Origin of the sequence: Phaeobacter italicus (assembly GCF_019801785.1) — a bacterium.
In the GTDB taxonomy this organism is placed as follows: Bacteria; Pseudomonadota; Alphaproteobacteria; order Rhodobacterales; family Rhodobacteraceae; genus Phaeobacter; species Phaeobacter italicus.
Map to the genome: position 1 here is coordinate 31,099 of NZ_JAHVIJ010000004.1, position 12,360 is coordinate 43,458.

Below are 12,360 nucleotides of genomic sequence, written 5' to 3' on the forward strand. Positions count from 1 at the left end.
ATGCAAGAGATGACACGCATTCTGGCCCTTATTGTCCTCATTTCCGCCACTCTGGGCGGCACCGATGCCAAAGCGGTGGATCTGGGCCGCGCATTGGAGCTGATGCGCGAGGAAAAATGGCGCGAAGCAGGCCGCAGCGCAGGCCAGGAAACCACCATCGCCCGGGATGTGATCGAATGGCACCGCCTGCGCGCCGGCGAAGGATCGGCTGCGGATGTCATGGCCTTTCTGGCGCGTCGTCCCGACTGGCCTGGCCTGCCGCTCCTGAGGCGGCGCAGCGAAGAGGTGATCGCCACCGCAAGCCCCCGCACGATTCTTGCCTTTTACGAGGGCAACCGCCCGCAAACCGCGCTCGGGGCGCTCAGTTATGCACGCGCCCTCAAGGCGGCAAATCGCGACGGAGACGCCCGCGCAGAGCTGGTCATCGCCTGGCGCAGCCTGCCGATGGGCGCGGACACGCAGGCCGATTTTCTGAAAGGCAACGGCGACCTCCTCGCCCCGCATCACGCGGCGCGGCTGAACCGGATGCTGTGGGACGGGCACCACACCAGCACAGCGGGCGTCTTGCCGCTGGTCAGTGACGCACAACGCAAACTGGGAGAAGCGCGTCTGGCGCTGCAAAAGGACGAACAAGGCGTGGACAGCCGGATCGCCGCCGTCCCGGAGGCGCTGCGCGATGATCCGGGGCTGGCCTATGACCGGTTCACCTGGCGCGACCGCAAGCGGCGGCAGGATGATGCGATTGAACTGCTGATGGATCGCAGCACCTCGGCCGAGAAACTGGGCAAGCCGGAAAAATGGCTCCGCCGTCGCCGGGATTTCGCGCGCCAGCTGCTGCGCGACGACAAATACGAACGCGCCTATCAGCTGGCCGCACATCACTTTGCCACGCCGGACATGGGCTATGGCTATGCCGACAGCGAATGGATCGCAGGCTATATCGCCCTGCGCAAGCTGCGCGACCCCGAACTGGCGGTCTATCACTTTGACCGGTTTCTGGCGGCCGTCTCCTCCCCGATCTCCGTTGGGCGGGGCGGCTATTGGCTGGGTCGCGCCCATGCGGCACTTGGCGATGCGGACAAGGCGTATGCCGCCTATGCCCGTGCAGCGGAGTATCAGACCTCCTTTTACGGCCTGCTCGCAGCCGAGGCCCTGGGCCGCCCGTTCGACCCGGATCTGGCAAACCCGCCCGCAGTGCCGGACTGGCGCTCTGCGGCCTTCCTCAACACCTCGGTGGCGCAGGCGGGGCTGTTGGCGCTGCAGGCCGGCGATCTGGCCCTGGCTGAACGGTTCCTCACCCATCTGGTCGAAGGGCTGGACGCCGAGGCCGCCCGCCAGCTGGGGGAGATGGCCGTGGCGATGGATCAACCGCATCTGGCGGTGATGATTGCAAAACGCGCGGCCTCTGACGGGGAAGAGCTGGAAGCGGCCTATTTCCCGCTGCACCCGGTGGCCAAACGCGACCTGCCGATGGCAGAGGAAATGACACTGGCCATCGCCCGCAGGGAAAGCGAATTTGACCCAAGCGTCATCAGCCACGCAGGCGCGCGCGGGCTGATGCAGGTGATGCCGGCAACCGCCGATCTGGTGGCGCGCCGCATCGGCACCAGTGACGATCACTCCACCGGGCGGCTGATTTCCGACTGGCCCTACAACGCGCTTCTTGGCAGCAACTACTTGGCGGGCCTGGCCAAGGAATTCGACGGAAACGTGGTGATGATGGCAGCGGGCTACAACGCCGGCCCCCACCGCCCGATCGCCTGGATGGAACGCTATGGCGATCCCCGCGATGGCGAGCCTGACATCATCGACTGGATCGAACACATCCCCTTCAACGAGACACGCAACTACGTGATGCGCGTCACCGAGAGCCTGCCTGTCTATCGCGCCCGGCTGGGCAAACCCGCCCTGCCCCTGCCGTTTTCAAAAGAGCTCGCGGGCTCAACCCTTCTGGCGTTCGCGCCAAAGGGTGAATAGCCCCGCCGCCACGATAATCGCCGCACCGATGGCGACATTGGTGCGGATCACCTCGCCAAAAACCACCACCCCAAGCGCTGCCGCCCAGATCAGGTGGAAATAGGCAAAAGGCTGCACCGCGCTGGCCTCGGCCATCTCGTAGCATTTGATCAACAGCCAGTGCCCGGTCACGCCAGACACGCACAAAAGCCCCATCCAGCGCCAGTCGCCGGGGCTCATCGGCTCCCAGTACCACATGCCCACAAGGGTCATCGCCACCATGCCCGCGACCCCGGTCCAGAAGAAACTGGTGGCGGTGCTGTCGCGCCGCGCAGCGTAGCGCGTGATCAGACCATAAAGCGCAAACATCAGCGCCGAGATGAACGGGATGATCGCAAGCGGATCAAACACGCCAACACCCGGCTGCAGGATGATCAGCACGCCAATCAGGCCAACGGAAATTGCCGCCCACCGCCGCCAGCCAACCGTCTCGCCCAGAACCGGCCCGCTCAGGGCTGCAACCAAAAGCGGATAGCAGATAAAGACCGCAACGCTTTCGACCAGTCCAAGCACGGTAAAGGCATAGACGGCAACGCAGATTTCAGCGACCAGCAGCACGCCGCGAAAGATCTGCAAGCCCAGCTGATCGGTGCGCGCCGTTGCCCGGATCCCGCCCGGTGCACGGGCCGCAAGCGCGATCACGAACAGCGCAAAGAACCAATAGCGGATCATGATGACCATAAAGGTGTTGTACTGCCCCGCCAGATGCCGCGAGATCCCGTCCTGCAGGGCAAACACGATGGTTGCCGCAATCATCAAAAGCACACCGGCGGTGACGTTGTTCTTCTGGGTGATCCGGGGGGGATGGGGCTCCAGTATCTTGGCGTCGGGGCGCATGGTCATCGCAATCGTGCCTTTGTCATATGCCGCTTGCGCCCGAAACCGGGCGTGCGGGTCACTTCAAATCCGGCGGCCTCCAGCCCGCGGCGGACGAAACCCGCCGCCGTATAGGTTGCCGCACTGCCACCTGCCGCCGTGTGACGGGCGACCTCGCCCAGCAGGTCATCCTGCCACAGCTCCGGGTTCTTGGCCGGGGAAAACCCATCCAGAAACCAGGCATCTGCCTTGCCTGTCCACTCTGGCAGCGACACGCGGGCGTCGCCAGTGATGACATTGACCCGCAGATTGCCCAGGTCGCAAGAGCCCGTCCCGCCCCAGACCGCGAGGAACCGCTCGGCCCAGGGCGCCACCTCGGGAAAGGCCTGAAGCGCGCGGGCCATATCCTGCGTTGCCATCGGAAAGGCCTCGAAACTGGTGAAATACAGCACCGACGGTGCGGCGCAGCCTTCCTGCGCCTGCTCCCATGCGCGCCAGGCGGCCAGCAGGTTCAGTCCGGTGCCAAAGCCCAGCTCTGCAATGTGGAAATCCGCACCCGCCTGTGCCGCATCGGCAAAGCGCGCCGCCAGATCATTGCCGTCCAGAAACACATGCTCTGTCTCGGCTAGCCCGTTCTGGATCGAGAAATAGGGATCATCAAACTGATCGGAAACCGGAATGCTGTCATCCCGCCAGCTGAGCCGTGCCTGCTGGTCTGCCATGCTATAATCCCCTAAGTGATGCGGTGGAACGGCGCGACACTGGCGAAAGGGTGCGAAAATGGCAATGGCAGATATCACCGTCCGGGGCGCCGGGATCTTTGGGCTTTCGATTGCATGGAGCTGCGCACGCCGCGGCGCATCGGTGCAGGTGGTCGACCCCTTTGGGGCGGGCGCGGGCTCTAGCGGCGGGCTGGTCGGCGCGCTGGCGCCGCATGTGCCAGAGAACTGGAACCCCAAAAAACAATACCAGCTGGAAAGCCTGCTGATGGCCGAAGGTTTCTGGGCCGACGTGCAGGAAACCGGCGGCGTCTCTTCCGGGTATGGTCGCACCGGTCGGATCCAGCCCATCAACGACCAGCGTACTCTGGACCTTGCGCGCGCCCGCGAAGCCACGGCGCAGACCTATTGGAAGGGCGAGGCCGAATGGCGCGTCTGTCCGGTCTCTGACATGGGACCGTGGGTGCCGCCCAGCGCCACGGGTTATGTGGTCCACGACACGCTGAGCGCCCGGATGCACCCCCGCCGCGCCTGCGCCGCCCTGGTCGCGGCCCTTGCCGTCATGGGGGTAGAGGTTCAGGCAGAGGCACCTGATGAGGGTCTGGTGGTACACGCCAAGGGCTACGCCGGGCTGCTGGAGCTGAATGAAACACTGGCCGGTCCCGGTGGTCCGGCCGAGGGCAAGACACTGGGCAATGGGGTGAAAGGTCAGGCCGCGCTCCTGCGCTTTGCCGAAAACCCGGAGGTGCCACAGCTTTATGCCGATGGGCTGCACATCATTCCCCATGCCGACGGAACCCTTGCCATCGGCTCCACCAGCGAGCGCGACTTTGACGCGCCGGACACCACAGACAGCCAGCTGGACGAGGTGATCGAGCGCGCCTGCGCGGCGGTGCCGGTTCTGCACGGCGCTGAGGTGATGGAACGCTGGGCCGGTGTGCGCCCCCGCGCCCGCTCGCGCGCGCCGATTCTGGGGGCGTGGCCCGGTCGTGACGGGCATTTCATCGCCAACGGGGGCTTCAAGATCGGCTTTGGCATGGCCCCCAAGGTCGGCGCAACGATGGCGGATCTGCTGCTGGACGGGCAGGATGATATCCCCGAAGGTTTCCGGGTCGAAGATAACTTCTGACTGTCAGACCAGGGGGCTGAGAGATGATCGCCTATATCACCATCGGATCCAACGACCTGCCGCGCGCCAAGGCGTTCTATCAGGCGATCCTGCCCCCGCTTGGCTATGATTTCAGCGAAGGGCGCGAGGGGCTCAGTTTTGTGCTGCCCGTGCCGGAGGGAGAGCCGCCATGCGCGCCAGATGTCTATGTCAAACGCCCCTTTGACGGCGCACCTGCCACTGCGGGCAATGGCATGATGGTGGCATTTCAGGCCCGCACGCAGGCCGAGGTGCGTGACCTGCACGGCGCCGCACTGGCCGCAGGTGGGCAGGATGATGGCGCGCCGGGGTTTCGCGCGGCCTATAGCGCAGGGTTCTACGTGGGATATCTGCGCGATCCGGATGGCAACAAGATTGCTCTGTTTTCCAGCAACCCGGATGAGCCGAGCCGCGACGACTGAGGGCGCGGAGCGCAAAAAACCCGGAGCGCGGCTCAGACGCTCCGGGTTGGATTAACGGGACGGTGCGATGGTTCAGCGCGCGATTTCCGCCTTCAGCTTGTCCATCAGCGCCTGCAGCGTCTCGACATACAGCTCACCCTTCAGGTGGCCGTTGTCGTCAAACTCCTGGTAGGAGGCCGCAAGATGGACCTGCGGGCCTGCCAGCACGCGGGGCTGAAACGGCACCAGGAAACTGCGCAGCAGCATCTGGGCCTTTTCCCCACCAGACCGCCCCGCCGCAGCGGACATGATCGCAACCGGTTTGTCCTGCCAGGGGGCATCGCTGGTTCGGCTGATCCAGTCGAGCGCGTTTTTCAGAACGCCAGAGGGTGCGCCGTTGTATTCCGGGGTCGAAATCAGCACGGCATCGGCGCCTTTGATCAGATCCGCAAGGCGCTGCACGGCGGCGGGGATGCCCGTGGCCTCTTCATCGTCGCCATTATACAGCGGCAGGTTCAGATCGGCATCGATCACCTCTGCGTCGCCGAACAGGCGGGTGGCTTCTGCCAGGAGTTTGCGGTTGGTGGCCTCTGCGCGCAGCGAGCCGGAGATGGTCACAAGGGTCGGGGTCGACATTTTCGGGCCTCATCATTGGGGTGTTGTCTCTGCCCAAGAACCTATTCCAAAGCCCGCCTCAGAAAAGCCCGACCGCCGCGCAGTCACTGTGCAAAATAGAACATCAGGTCGCAATTATCGACATAACTTCGCGAAAATGCACAAAACAACAGTTCGCCAGACATGAAAATGGCCGCGCCCGGTGGGGCACGGCCAGATTGAAACGGTTACTGCAGCAAAGCCGATCAGCCCTGCGGGATCACCACGATTTCGACACGACGGTTGCGGGCCTTGCCTTCGGGTGTGAGGTTGGACGCCACCGGCTGGTCCTCGCCCCGGCCAATGATGGCCAGACGGTTGTAGGGCACGCCACCGGCCTGGATCTGATCCGCAACCGCGTTGGCGCGGCGTTCGGACAGGGCCTGGTTGTAGCTCGCGCTGCCGTCGCTGTCGGTGTGGCCGATGACCTGCACCAGGCTGTTGGGATAGCGCACGAGGCTCGCTGCAACCTTGTTCAGGTCAGAACGGACCGCAGGCGAAATGGCGGAGCTGTCGGTGGCGAATGTCAGGTCATTGGGCAGCGACACGATCAGCCGGTCCCCGGTGTTGACGATGGTGATACCGTCGTTGGAGATCGACTGGCGCAGCTCGCGTTCCTGCGCGTCCAGCTGGTTGCCGATCACGCTGCCTGCTGCGGCACCGACGATGGCCCCGGTTGCGGCACCAAGGCCACGGTCGGAATCATTGGTGAGCGCGCCAACCCCGGCCCCGATGATACCGCCAATGATGGCCCCCTGCTGGGTGTTGCTGCCGTTGGTGCCGATGGTGGCGGGATCAGTACAGGCGGTCAGGCCCAGTGCGGCCGCCAGAATACCGGCGGTGGTGAGTTTCATCTGCATCATCAAACAATCTGCCTTTGTTCTCTCGACCGGGCTTTGCCCGGCCAGTTATCCGACGGAATATTGGTGTGCCCGCAGGATATCACAAGACATGGCCCTGTCCCCTCGGCAATTTCCCGCCAGCGTCACGGCACGGACAGCCCATCACCGGACCACAAAGGATGCCCGACGGATCAGGCCGCGCCGCCCCGCTGCCCGTCATCGCGGGCGGCCTCATAGGCGAGCATGGCGCGCTTGACCGGCAGACCCCAGTGATACCCGCCCAGAGCACCCGATTTGCGCAGCGCCCGGTGGCAGGGGATGAGCCAGCTGACAGGGTTGCGGCCCACGGCCGTTCCCACGGCGCGCACCGCTTTCGGGCTGCCGATGGACTGAGCGATTTCGGAATAGGTACTGACATGGCCTGACGGAATCCGCAGGAGCGCCTCCCAGACCTTGATCTGCAAAGGCGCGCCGATCAGGTGCAGCGCGGTCTCTCCCCGCTGGGCAAAAGCCGCATCGACCATCGGGCGCAGGGCCGTCGGATCCTCGACGTAACCGGCATCGGGCCAGCGGCTGCGCATGTCAGCCATCGCAGGCTCTGCGCCGGTTTCGGCGGCAAAGGCCATACCGCAGATGCCCTTTTCCGTGCCCATCACCAGCGCCAGACCAAAGGGGCTGTCAAACCACCCCCAGGAGATACGCAACCCCGCCCCCTTGCGGGCAAAGTCGCCGGGGCTCATCGCCTCCCAGCGGACAAAGAGATCATGCAGGCGACCAGAGCCGGACAGACCCACCGCATGGGCGGCATCAAGGGTGGTGAAGCGATGCTGCAGGAGAGATTTGGCGTGGCCGAGGCGCAGATATTGTTGGTAGCGTTTGGGCGAAACCCCGACCCATGCAGAAAACAGTCGCTGAAAATGCGCCGCGCTCATCCCCATCGCGTCGGACAGATCCTCAAGGCTGAGATCCGCCCCATCCGCATCAATCAGTTCGATGGCCCGTTTGATGACGCCGTAGTGATAGCTCTGCTCTGTGGTGTCTGTGCTGTTGTGCATCGTGTCTGCCCCATCGGCGCATTCCTGTCCTGAGCCCACCCTACATCCATGACGCGTGACAGCGCGACCCGGATCTTGCGGGAAGTGATCTGCCCCGGTCAAACGCGCGTAGAGACTGTGGCACAAGGGTGTTCCGATTAGGATCAGGGCAACCAGTCCGGCTTTTCTGTTTGCGCCGCGCGCGGCTGCGCGGCATTAAGGAGCGCGATGGCCAAGCAACTCGATTATCATACGCTGCGCGAGATCTTCACGCGCTTTCAGGACGCCGATCCCGAGCCCAAGGGCGAGCTGGAGCACGTCAACGTCTATACCCTTGTGGTGGCGGTGGCGCTGTCTGCGCAGGCTACGGATGCCGGGGTGAACCGGGCCACGCGCGAGCTGTTCAAGATTGCCGACACCCCTCAGAAGATGCTGGACCTCGGCGAAGAGGGGCTGATCGAGCACATCAAGACGATCGGGCTTTATCGCAACAAGGCCAAGAACGTCATCAAGCTGTCGCGCATCCTGGTGGATCAATACGGCGGCGAGGTGCCCAATTCACGCGCGGCCCTGCAATCCCTGCCCGGGGTTGGCCGCAAGACTGCAAATGTGGTGCTGAACATGTGGTGGCGCCAGCCTGCGCAGGCTGTGGACACCCATATCTTTCGCGTGGGCAACCGGTCCGGCATTGCGCCGGGCAAGGATGTCGACGCGGTAGAACGCGCCATCGAAGACAATATTCCGGCGGATTTTCAGCTGCATGCCCACCATTGGCTGATCCTGCACGGACGCTATCATTGCAAAGCGCGCAAGCCGCAGTGCCCTACCTGCATCATCCGCGACCTTTGCCAGTTTGAGGACAAGACCCAATGAAAACCTATCAACTCGTCGGGATCGGCAATGCTGTTGTCGACGTGATCAGCCAGTGCGACGACAACTTTCTTGAGCATATGGGCATCGAGAAGGGCATCATGCAGCTGATCGAGCGTGAGCGCGGCGAGGTGCTTTATGCGGCCATGCAGGAGCGGGTGCAGACCCCCGGTGGCTCTGTCGCCAACACGATTGCCGGCGCAGGGGCGCTGGGGCTGGATGCGGCCTTTATCGGTCGGGTGCATGATGATGCGCTGGGGCGGTTCTATGCCGATGCGATGGCCGATGACGGCGTTGATTTCGTGAACCCGCCGGTTGCGGGAGGTGAGCTGCCGACCTCGCGGTCGATGATCTTTGTCTCGCCAGATGGGGACCGGTCGCTGAACACCTATCTGGGCATTTCCTCGGAACTGTCTTCGCAGGACGTTCCCGACGAGGTCGCAGGCCAAGCGCAGCTGATGTTCCTTGAGGGCTATCTGTTCGACAAGGACAAGGGCAAGACCGCCTTTATGGAGGCTGCGCGCGACTGCCGTCTGGGCGGCGGCAAGGCCGGTATTTCGCTGTCGGATCCGTTCTGCGTGGAACGTCACCGGGCCGATTTCCTCAAGCTGATCGAAAGCGAGCTGGAGTTTGTCTTTGGCAATGAGGACGAGGTGAAATCCCTGTTCGAGACCGACGATCTGGATGCGGCACTGGCCCAGCTGTCGGCGATCTGCCCGCTGGTGATCTGCACCCGTTCGGCGGATGGCGCCACTGTCATCACCAAAGAGGGCCGTGTGGATGTGCCGGTTGAAAAGGTCACACCGCTCGACACCACCGGGGCGGGCGACCAGTTTGCAGCGGGCTTTCTCTTTGGCCTGTCGCAGGGTCGCGATGTGGAGACCTGCGCCAAGATGGGCAACCTCTGCGCCGCAGAAGTCATCAGCCACATCGGCCCGCGTCCCGAGAAGGACATGAAAGAGCAGCTGCAGGCGGCGGGTCTGCTCTGACCCCGCTGCACCCAAGCGATGCGAAAGGCCATCCTTCGGGGTGGCCTTTTTCGTGTTCGCCGTGCGCTCAGTTGTAGGCCATCAGGAATTCGGCAACGGCCTGATAGGCTGGCAGAGATGTCGGGTCGATAAACCCGTTCTGCGCCCGCGGATATGATGCCAGGCGCACCAGAACCATGTCGGCGGTCGGGTCAACATAGATGGTCTGCCCGTGAACGCCGCGCGCGGCATAGGAGCCGTGATCGTTGTGAAACACCCACCATTGGCTGGTATAGCTGCCGTTCGCAATGCTGGGGGAGCCACTGAATTTTGACTGATCCCCTCCGCCTGCGATGGTTTGTGCCACCGCCGCAGGGAACACCCGTTTGCCATTCAGCGCCCCCTCGTTCAGCATCAGCTGCCCCAAGCGGGCGAGATCGCGAAGCCCGGCTGTCACCCCACCCCCGGCGAAGGGCACCCCTTTGCCGTCAACGGTTTGATAGGCGTCCATCTCTGCCCCCATCGGCCGCCACAGCCTCTCGGAGGCAAGCTCTGTCACCGCCTTGCCAGTCACCCTGCTGATCACCCAGCCCAACATATCCGAATTGATGGTCTTGTAGTGAAATGACTCGCCATGCGCCCCCTCCGGGCCGACCTGCTGGAGGTATTCCCAGTACCCGTCGGGACCATCATAATCTGCCGGTTTTGGCAGCGGGCTTGCGGCGCGGGAATAGACCCAGATGTCTGCCTCCGGGTCCGAATAATCCTCGGAATACTGCACCCCGGTTGTCATATCCATCACCTCGCGCACCGTTGCGGTGGCAAATGCGCTTTGGCCGATTTCGGGAATGATGTCCTTAACCGTCAGACTGTCATCCAGCACCCCCTCTGCCACCAGGATCTCAGCCAGCAGGCCCGTGATCGATTTGGTCATCGACATGATCGCATGTTTGCCATCCTCACGCAGACAGCCGAAGTAGCGTTCATAGACGACCTGCCCCTTGTGCATGATCAGCATGCCGTCGGTGTAATTGGCATAAAGCGACTGATCCCAGGTCATGTCTTCAGTCGCATTGGTTGGCCGGAAGGTCAGCGCATCGATCTGGCGGGCGAGATCGGCGAAACGGGCTGGGCTGGGATAGCTTAGCGGGATGGGGGCGCCGGTGCCGCGGCTGATTTCCTCGGTCGGTAGAAATTCCCGCAGGTGGCAGACCGACCAGCGCAGTTTTGGAAAGCTGAAGTAGTTGGCGTCCGGTTGGGTGATCAGCCGCTCATCAGGCGGGGGAAATCCCTGCATCCACCCCATCACGGTCGGATCAGAGTCCTGTGCCGAGAGGACCCCGGTCTCGGCAAGCGCCATCTGTGCGCCAGTTGCCAGCGCAACCACCGCTGCAGCGACGCCGGCCTTAGAAGTTGAAAACCACATTTACGAAACCTCCCGTCCATGTTGATGCGCCTGCGCCTACGACCTCATCAATGCCGTCACCGGGAAAGGAGACGGACAGGCCCGCAGTCAGAAACGTATTTCGATTGAGGATGCGGCTCCACTCCAGGAACAGATCGTCCGCAAGATGGGCGTCTTTCACCCCCGACACCAGATTGCCTGAGGCATCGACACGGGTGGCCTGGCCAAACTGGATCGGACTGTTGAGTTCATTCGCGCGAATATGCGCATAGCGCAGGGTCAGCGTATCCCTTGGGCTGGGCTTGGTGCGCAGCGCGAGGGTCAGCGCCTTGACGTTCGAATTCAGGAAGGTCGAGGCAGATTTGGATCCCGTGGCCCAGGCGCTGGGGCTGCCTTCGTAAAACAGCGGGTCAAAGCGTTCGAGGCGCGGCGTGGTCGGATCATCCCCTGAAAACGTCTGATACCCAATCGTCAGGGAGGGGGACCAGGGAAGGGTTTCGAATGTGTAGCCCGCCGTCACCCGTCCGGCCCAGGCCCTGAGATCAATGTCGGAATTGCGTTGATAGGCCAGATCCGTCGTAAAGGTCCAATTCGACAGCGCACCGCTGTAAGGGTTTGATTTTGCGTAAATGTTCATCGTGTTTGTGCCGTTTCGGGCGGCGGGCAGGATCGAAGGGGGCGCGCCTGCCTTGGGATAGGGCGCACCAGAGGAGAGAACATGCACAAAGGTCGCTCCCACATACCCGCCACCCGCGTAGTCGTGACGCAGATCAAAGCCTGCCAGCTCGTTGCCATTGTCCTTTGAGGGCAGTTCATTGGGATCGAGATAGAACAAGGTGGCGGTTGTGCGATCAGACGACAGCCGCGCAATGAGTGCACGTTCCCAGGCCTTGCGAGGACCGAGCTTCAGGGCCCCCCGTTCAAAGCCGCTGGTCGCACCATTGGAGATCAGCATGCCCGTGCCCAGCTTCAGCTCGCGCGCGCCAACAGAGACGTCATAGGTCAACCCGCCCGGGACATCGCCTCTGAGGCCCAGAAAATACTCTTCTGGTGTGGTTCTGCCGGTGTTGCCCGTGTCAAAGGCATCCCTGCCCCAACTGTAAGAGACCACCGCCGAAACCTTGCCATAGAGGGTCAGACCGGTGTCGAACTGGCGTTCGAAACTCAGCCCCGGTTTGAGGTAGAGTTCCAGCCATTCCGTATCCGCATCGAAGTTGGCGCTGGGGGCGGTCACTGTGGCCAGATCCCAGAACAAGTTCTGTTCGGCCACGGCGTTCAGACCATATTGCAGATGTGTTCGCACCGTGGTGCCGTTGGCGTCATAGAGCACCATCCGATCAGGTTGCTGTGCATGAGAGGGCGCGCCGTGGAGCGCGACGTTCATCAGACCGGCCGCAAGAACCACCCTGACCCCGCGCCAAGAGCTGCCATGCAATCTGCGAACTGTGCACGCGAACATCTGATCTGCCCCCGTTCGTCAGGGCCCGT

General features: G+C 63.0%; 12 protein-coding genes. 5 read left to right on the forward strand and 7 right to left on the reverse strand.

What is annotated here, in order from left to right:
* The first annotated feature begins 9 nt into the window (after positions 1 to 9).
* Complete coding sequence (locus KUV39_RS10290) at positions 10 to 1,977, forward strand: lytic transglycosylase domain-containing protein (RefSeq protein ID WP_222459730.1); 1,968 nt, start codon at positions 10 to 12, stop codon at positions 1,975 to 1,977.
* Here the strand turns inward: KUV39_RS10290 and KUV39_RS10295 are convergent.
* Together KUV39_RS10295 and mnmC2 are read right to left on the reverse strand one after the other, a co-directional pair.
* The gene (locus KUV39_RS10295; protein ID WP_050673284.1) at positions 1,942 to 2,859 is read right to left on the reverse strand and encodes a DMT family transporter; all 918 of its coding nucleotides are present in this window, start codon (positions 2,857 to 2,859) and stop codon (positions 1,942 to 1,944) included. The two genes, KUV39_RS10290 and KUV39_RS10295, sit on opposite strands and share 36 nt — an antisense overlap.
* Positions 2,856 to 3,554, reverse strand: coding sequence for a tRNA (5-methylaminomethyl-2-thiouridine)(34)-methyltransferase MnmC2 (mnmC2, locus tag KUV39_RS10300; RefSeq protein ID WP_222459731.1), 699 nt, complete (start codon positions 3,552 to 3,554; stop codon positions 2,856 to 2,858). Before mnmC2 ends, KUV39_RS10295 begins: the two co-directional genes overlap by 4 nt.
* Positions 3,555 to 3,612: 58 nt before the next feature.
* On the opposite strand from mnmC2, the gene KUV39_RS10305 reads away from it, so the two are divergent.
* Both KUV39_RS10305 and KUV39_RS10310 read left to right on the forward strand, forming a co-directional pair.
* Positions 3,613 to 4,680: an NAD(P)/FAD-dependent oxidoreductase gene (locus KUV39_RS10305; protein ID WP_222459732.1), complete on the forward strand. Its 1,068-nt coding sequence runs from the start codon at positions 3,613 to 3,615 to the stop codon at positions 4,678 to 4,680.
* Positions 4,681 to 4,703: 23 nt separating this feature from the next.
* The gene (locus tag KUV39_RS10310; RefSeq protein ID WP_222459733.1) at positions 4,704 to 5,120 is read left to right on the forward strand and encodes a VOC family protein; all 417 of its coding nucleotides are present in this window, start codon (positions 4,704 to 4,706) and stop codon (positions 5,118 to 5,120) included.
* Between the two features lie 72 nt (positions 5,121 to 5,192).
* On the opposite strand, the gene KUV39_RS10315 is transcribed toward KUV39_RS10310, so the two are convergent.
* The 3 genes from KUV39_RS10315 to KUV39_RS10325 form a co-directional block, all read right to left on the reverse strand.
* Entirely contained in the window at positions 5,193 to 5,735 is a 543-nt protein-coding gene (locus tag KUV39_RS10315; RefSeq protein WP_008562509.1) for an NADPH-dependent FMN reductase, read from the reverse strand.
* A gap of 224 nt (positions 5,736 to 5,959) precedes the next feature.
* Positions 5,960 to 6,616, reverse strand: coding sequence for a YiaD family glycine zipper/OmpA-like lipoprotein (locus KUV39_RS10320; RefSeq protein ID WP_037302678.1), 657 nt, complete (start codon positions 6,614 to 6,616; stop codon positions 5,960 to 5,962).
* A 170-nt stretch (positions 6,617 to 6,786) separates the two neighbouring features.
* Complete coding sequence (locus KUV39_RS10325; RefSeq protein ID WP_222459734.1) at positions 6,787 to 7,650, reverse strand: methylated-DNA--[protein]-cysteine S-methyltransferase; 864 nt, start codon at positions 7,648 to 7,650, stop codon at positions 6,787 to 6,789.
* Between the two features lie 207 nt (positions 7,651 to 7,857).
* Here KUV39_RS10325 and nth point away from each other — a divergent pair, with 207 nt between their 5' ends.
* Together nth and KUV39_RS10335 are read left to right on the forward strand one after the other, a co-directional pair.
* On the forward strand, positions 7,858 to 8,502 hold the full coding sequence (nth, locus tag KUV39_RS10330) for an endonuclease III (RefSeq protein ID WP_008561607.1): 645 nt from the start codon (positions 7,858 to 7,860) through the stop codon (positions 8,500 to 8,502).
* Positions 8,499 to 9,488 (forward strand): adenosine kinase, encoded by a 990-nt coding sequence (locus tag KUV39_RS10335; protein ID WP_008561943.1) that lies wholly within the window; start codon positions 8,499 to 8,501, stop codon positions 9,486 to 9,488. Before nth ends, KUV39_RS10335 begins: the two co-directional genes overlap by 4 nt.
* Before the next feature lie 67 nt (positions 9,489 to 9,555).
* Here the strand turns inward: KUV39_RS10335 and KUV39_RS10340 are convergent, their stop codons facing one another.
* The gene (locus KUV39_RS10340) at positions 9,556 to 10,893 is read right to left on the reverse strand and encodes a serine hydrolase domain-containing protein (protein WP_222459735.1); all 1,338 of its coding nucleotides are present in this window, start codon (positions 10,891 to 10,893) and stop codon (positions 9,556 to 9,558) included.
* Positions 10,874 to 12,256: an alginate export family protein gene (locus tag KUV39_RS10345; protein WP_244998332.1), complete on the reverse strand. Its 1,383-nt coding sequence runs from the start codon at positions 12,254 to 12,256 to the stop codon at positions 10,874 to 10,876. Before KUV39_RS10345 ends, KUV39_RS10340 begins: the two co-directional genes overlap by 20 nt.
* Positions 12,257 to 12,360: the final 104 nt, after the last annotated feature.

What these genes read in the sequence shown, in the direction of transcription:
- KUV39_RS10290 (WP_222459730.1), top strand. Translation starts at nt 10, where the DNA reads ATGACACGCATTCTGGCCCTTATTGTCCTCATTTCCGCCACTCTGGGC.
- KUV39_RS10295 (WP_050673284.1), bottom strand. Translation starts at nt 2,859, where the DNA reads ATGACCATGCGCCCCGACGCCAAGATACTGGAGCCCCATCCCCCCCGG.
- mnmC2 (WP_222459731.1), bottom strand. Translation starts at nt 3,554, where the DNA reads ATGGCAGACCAGCAGGCACGGCTCAGCTGGCGGGATGACAGCATTCCG.
- KUV39_RS10305 (WP_222459732.1), top strand. Translation starts at nt 3,613, where the DNA reads ATGGCAATGGCAGATATCACCGTCCGGGGCGCCGGGATCTTTGGGCTT.
- KUV39_RS10310 (WP_222459733.1), top strand. Translation starts at nt 4,704, where the DNA reads ATGATCGCCTATATCACCATCGGATCCAACGACCTGCCGCGCGCCAAG.
- KUV39_RS10315 (WP_008562509.1), bottom strand. Translation starts at nt 5,735, where the DNA reads ATGTCGACCCCGACCCTTGTGACCATCTCCGGCTCGCTGCGCGCAGAG.
- KUV39_RS10320 (WP_037302678.1), bottom strand. Translation starts at nt 6,616, where the DNA reads ATGATGCAGATGAAACTCACCACCGCCGGTATTCTGGCGGCCGCACTG.
- KUV39_RS10325 (WP_222459734.1), bottom strand. Translation starts at nt 7,650, where the DNA reads ATGCACAACAGCACAGACACCACAGAGCAGAGCTATCACTACGGCGTC.
- nth (WP_008561607.1), top strand. Translation starts at nt 7,858, where the DNA reads ATGGCCAAGCAACTCGATTATCATACGCTGCGCGAGATCTTCACGCGC.
- KUV39_RS10335 (WP_008561943.1), top strand. Translation starts at nt 8,499, where the DNA reads ATGAAAACCTATCAACTCGTCGGGATCGGCAATGCTGTTGTCGACGTG.
- KUV39_RS10340 (WP_222459735.1), bottom strand. Translation starts at nt 10,893, where the DNA reads ATGTGGTTTTCAACTTCTAAGGCCGGCGTCGCTGCAGCGGTGGTTGCG.
- KUV39_RS10345 (WP_244998332.1), bottom strand. Translation starts at nt 12,256, where the DNA reads ATGAACGTCGCGCTCCACGGCGCGCCCTCTCATGCACAGCAACCTGAT.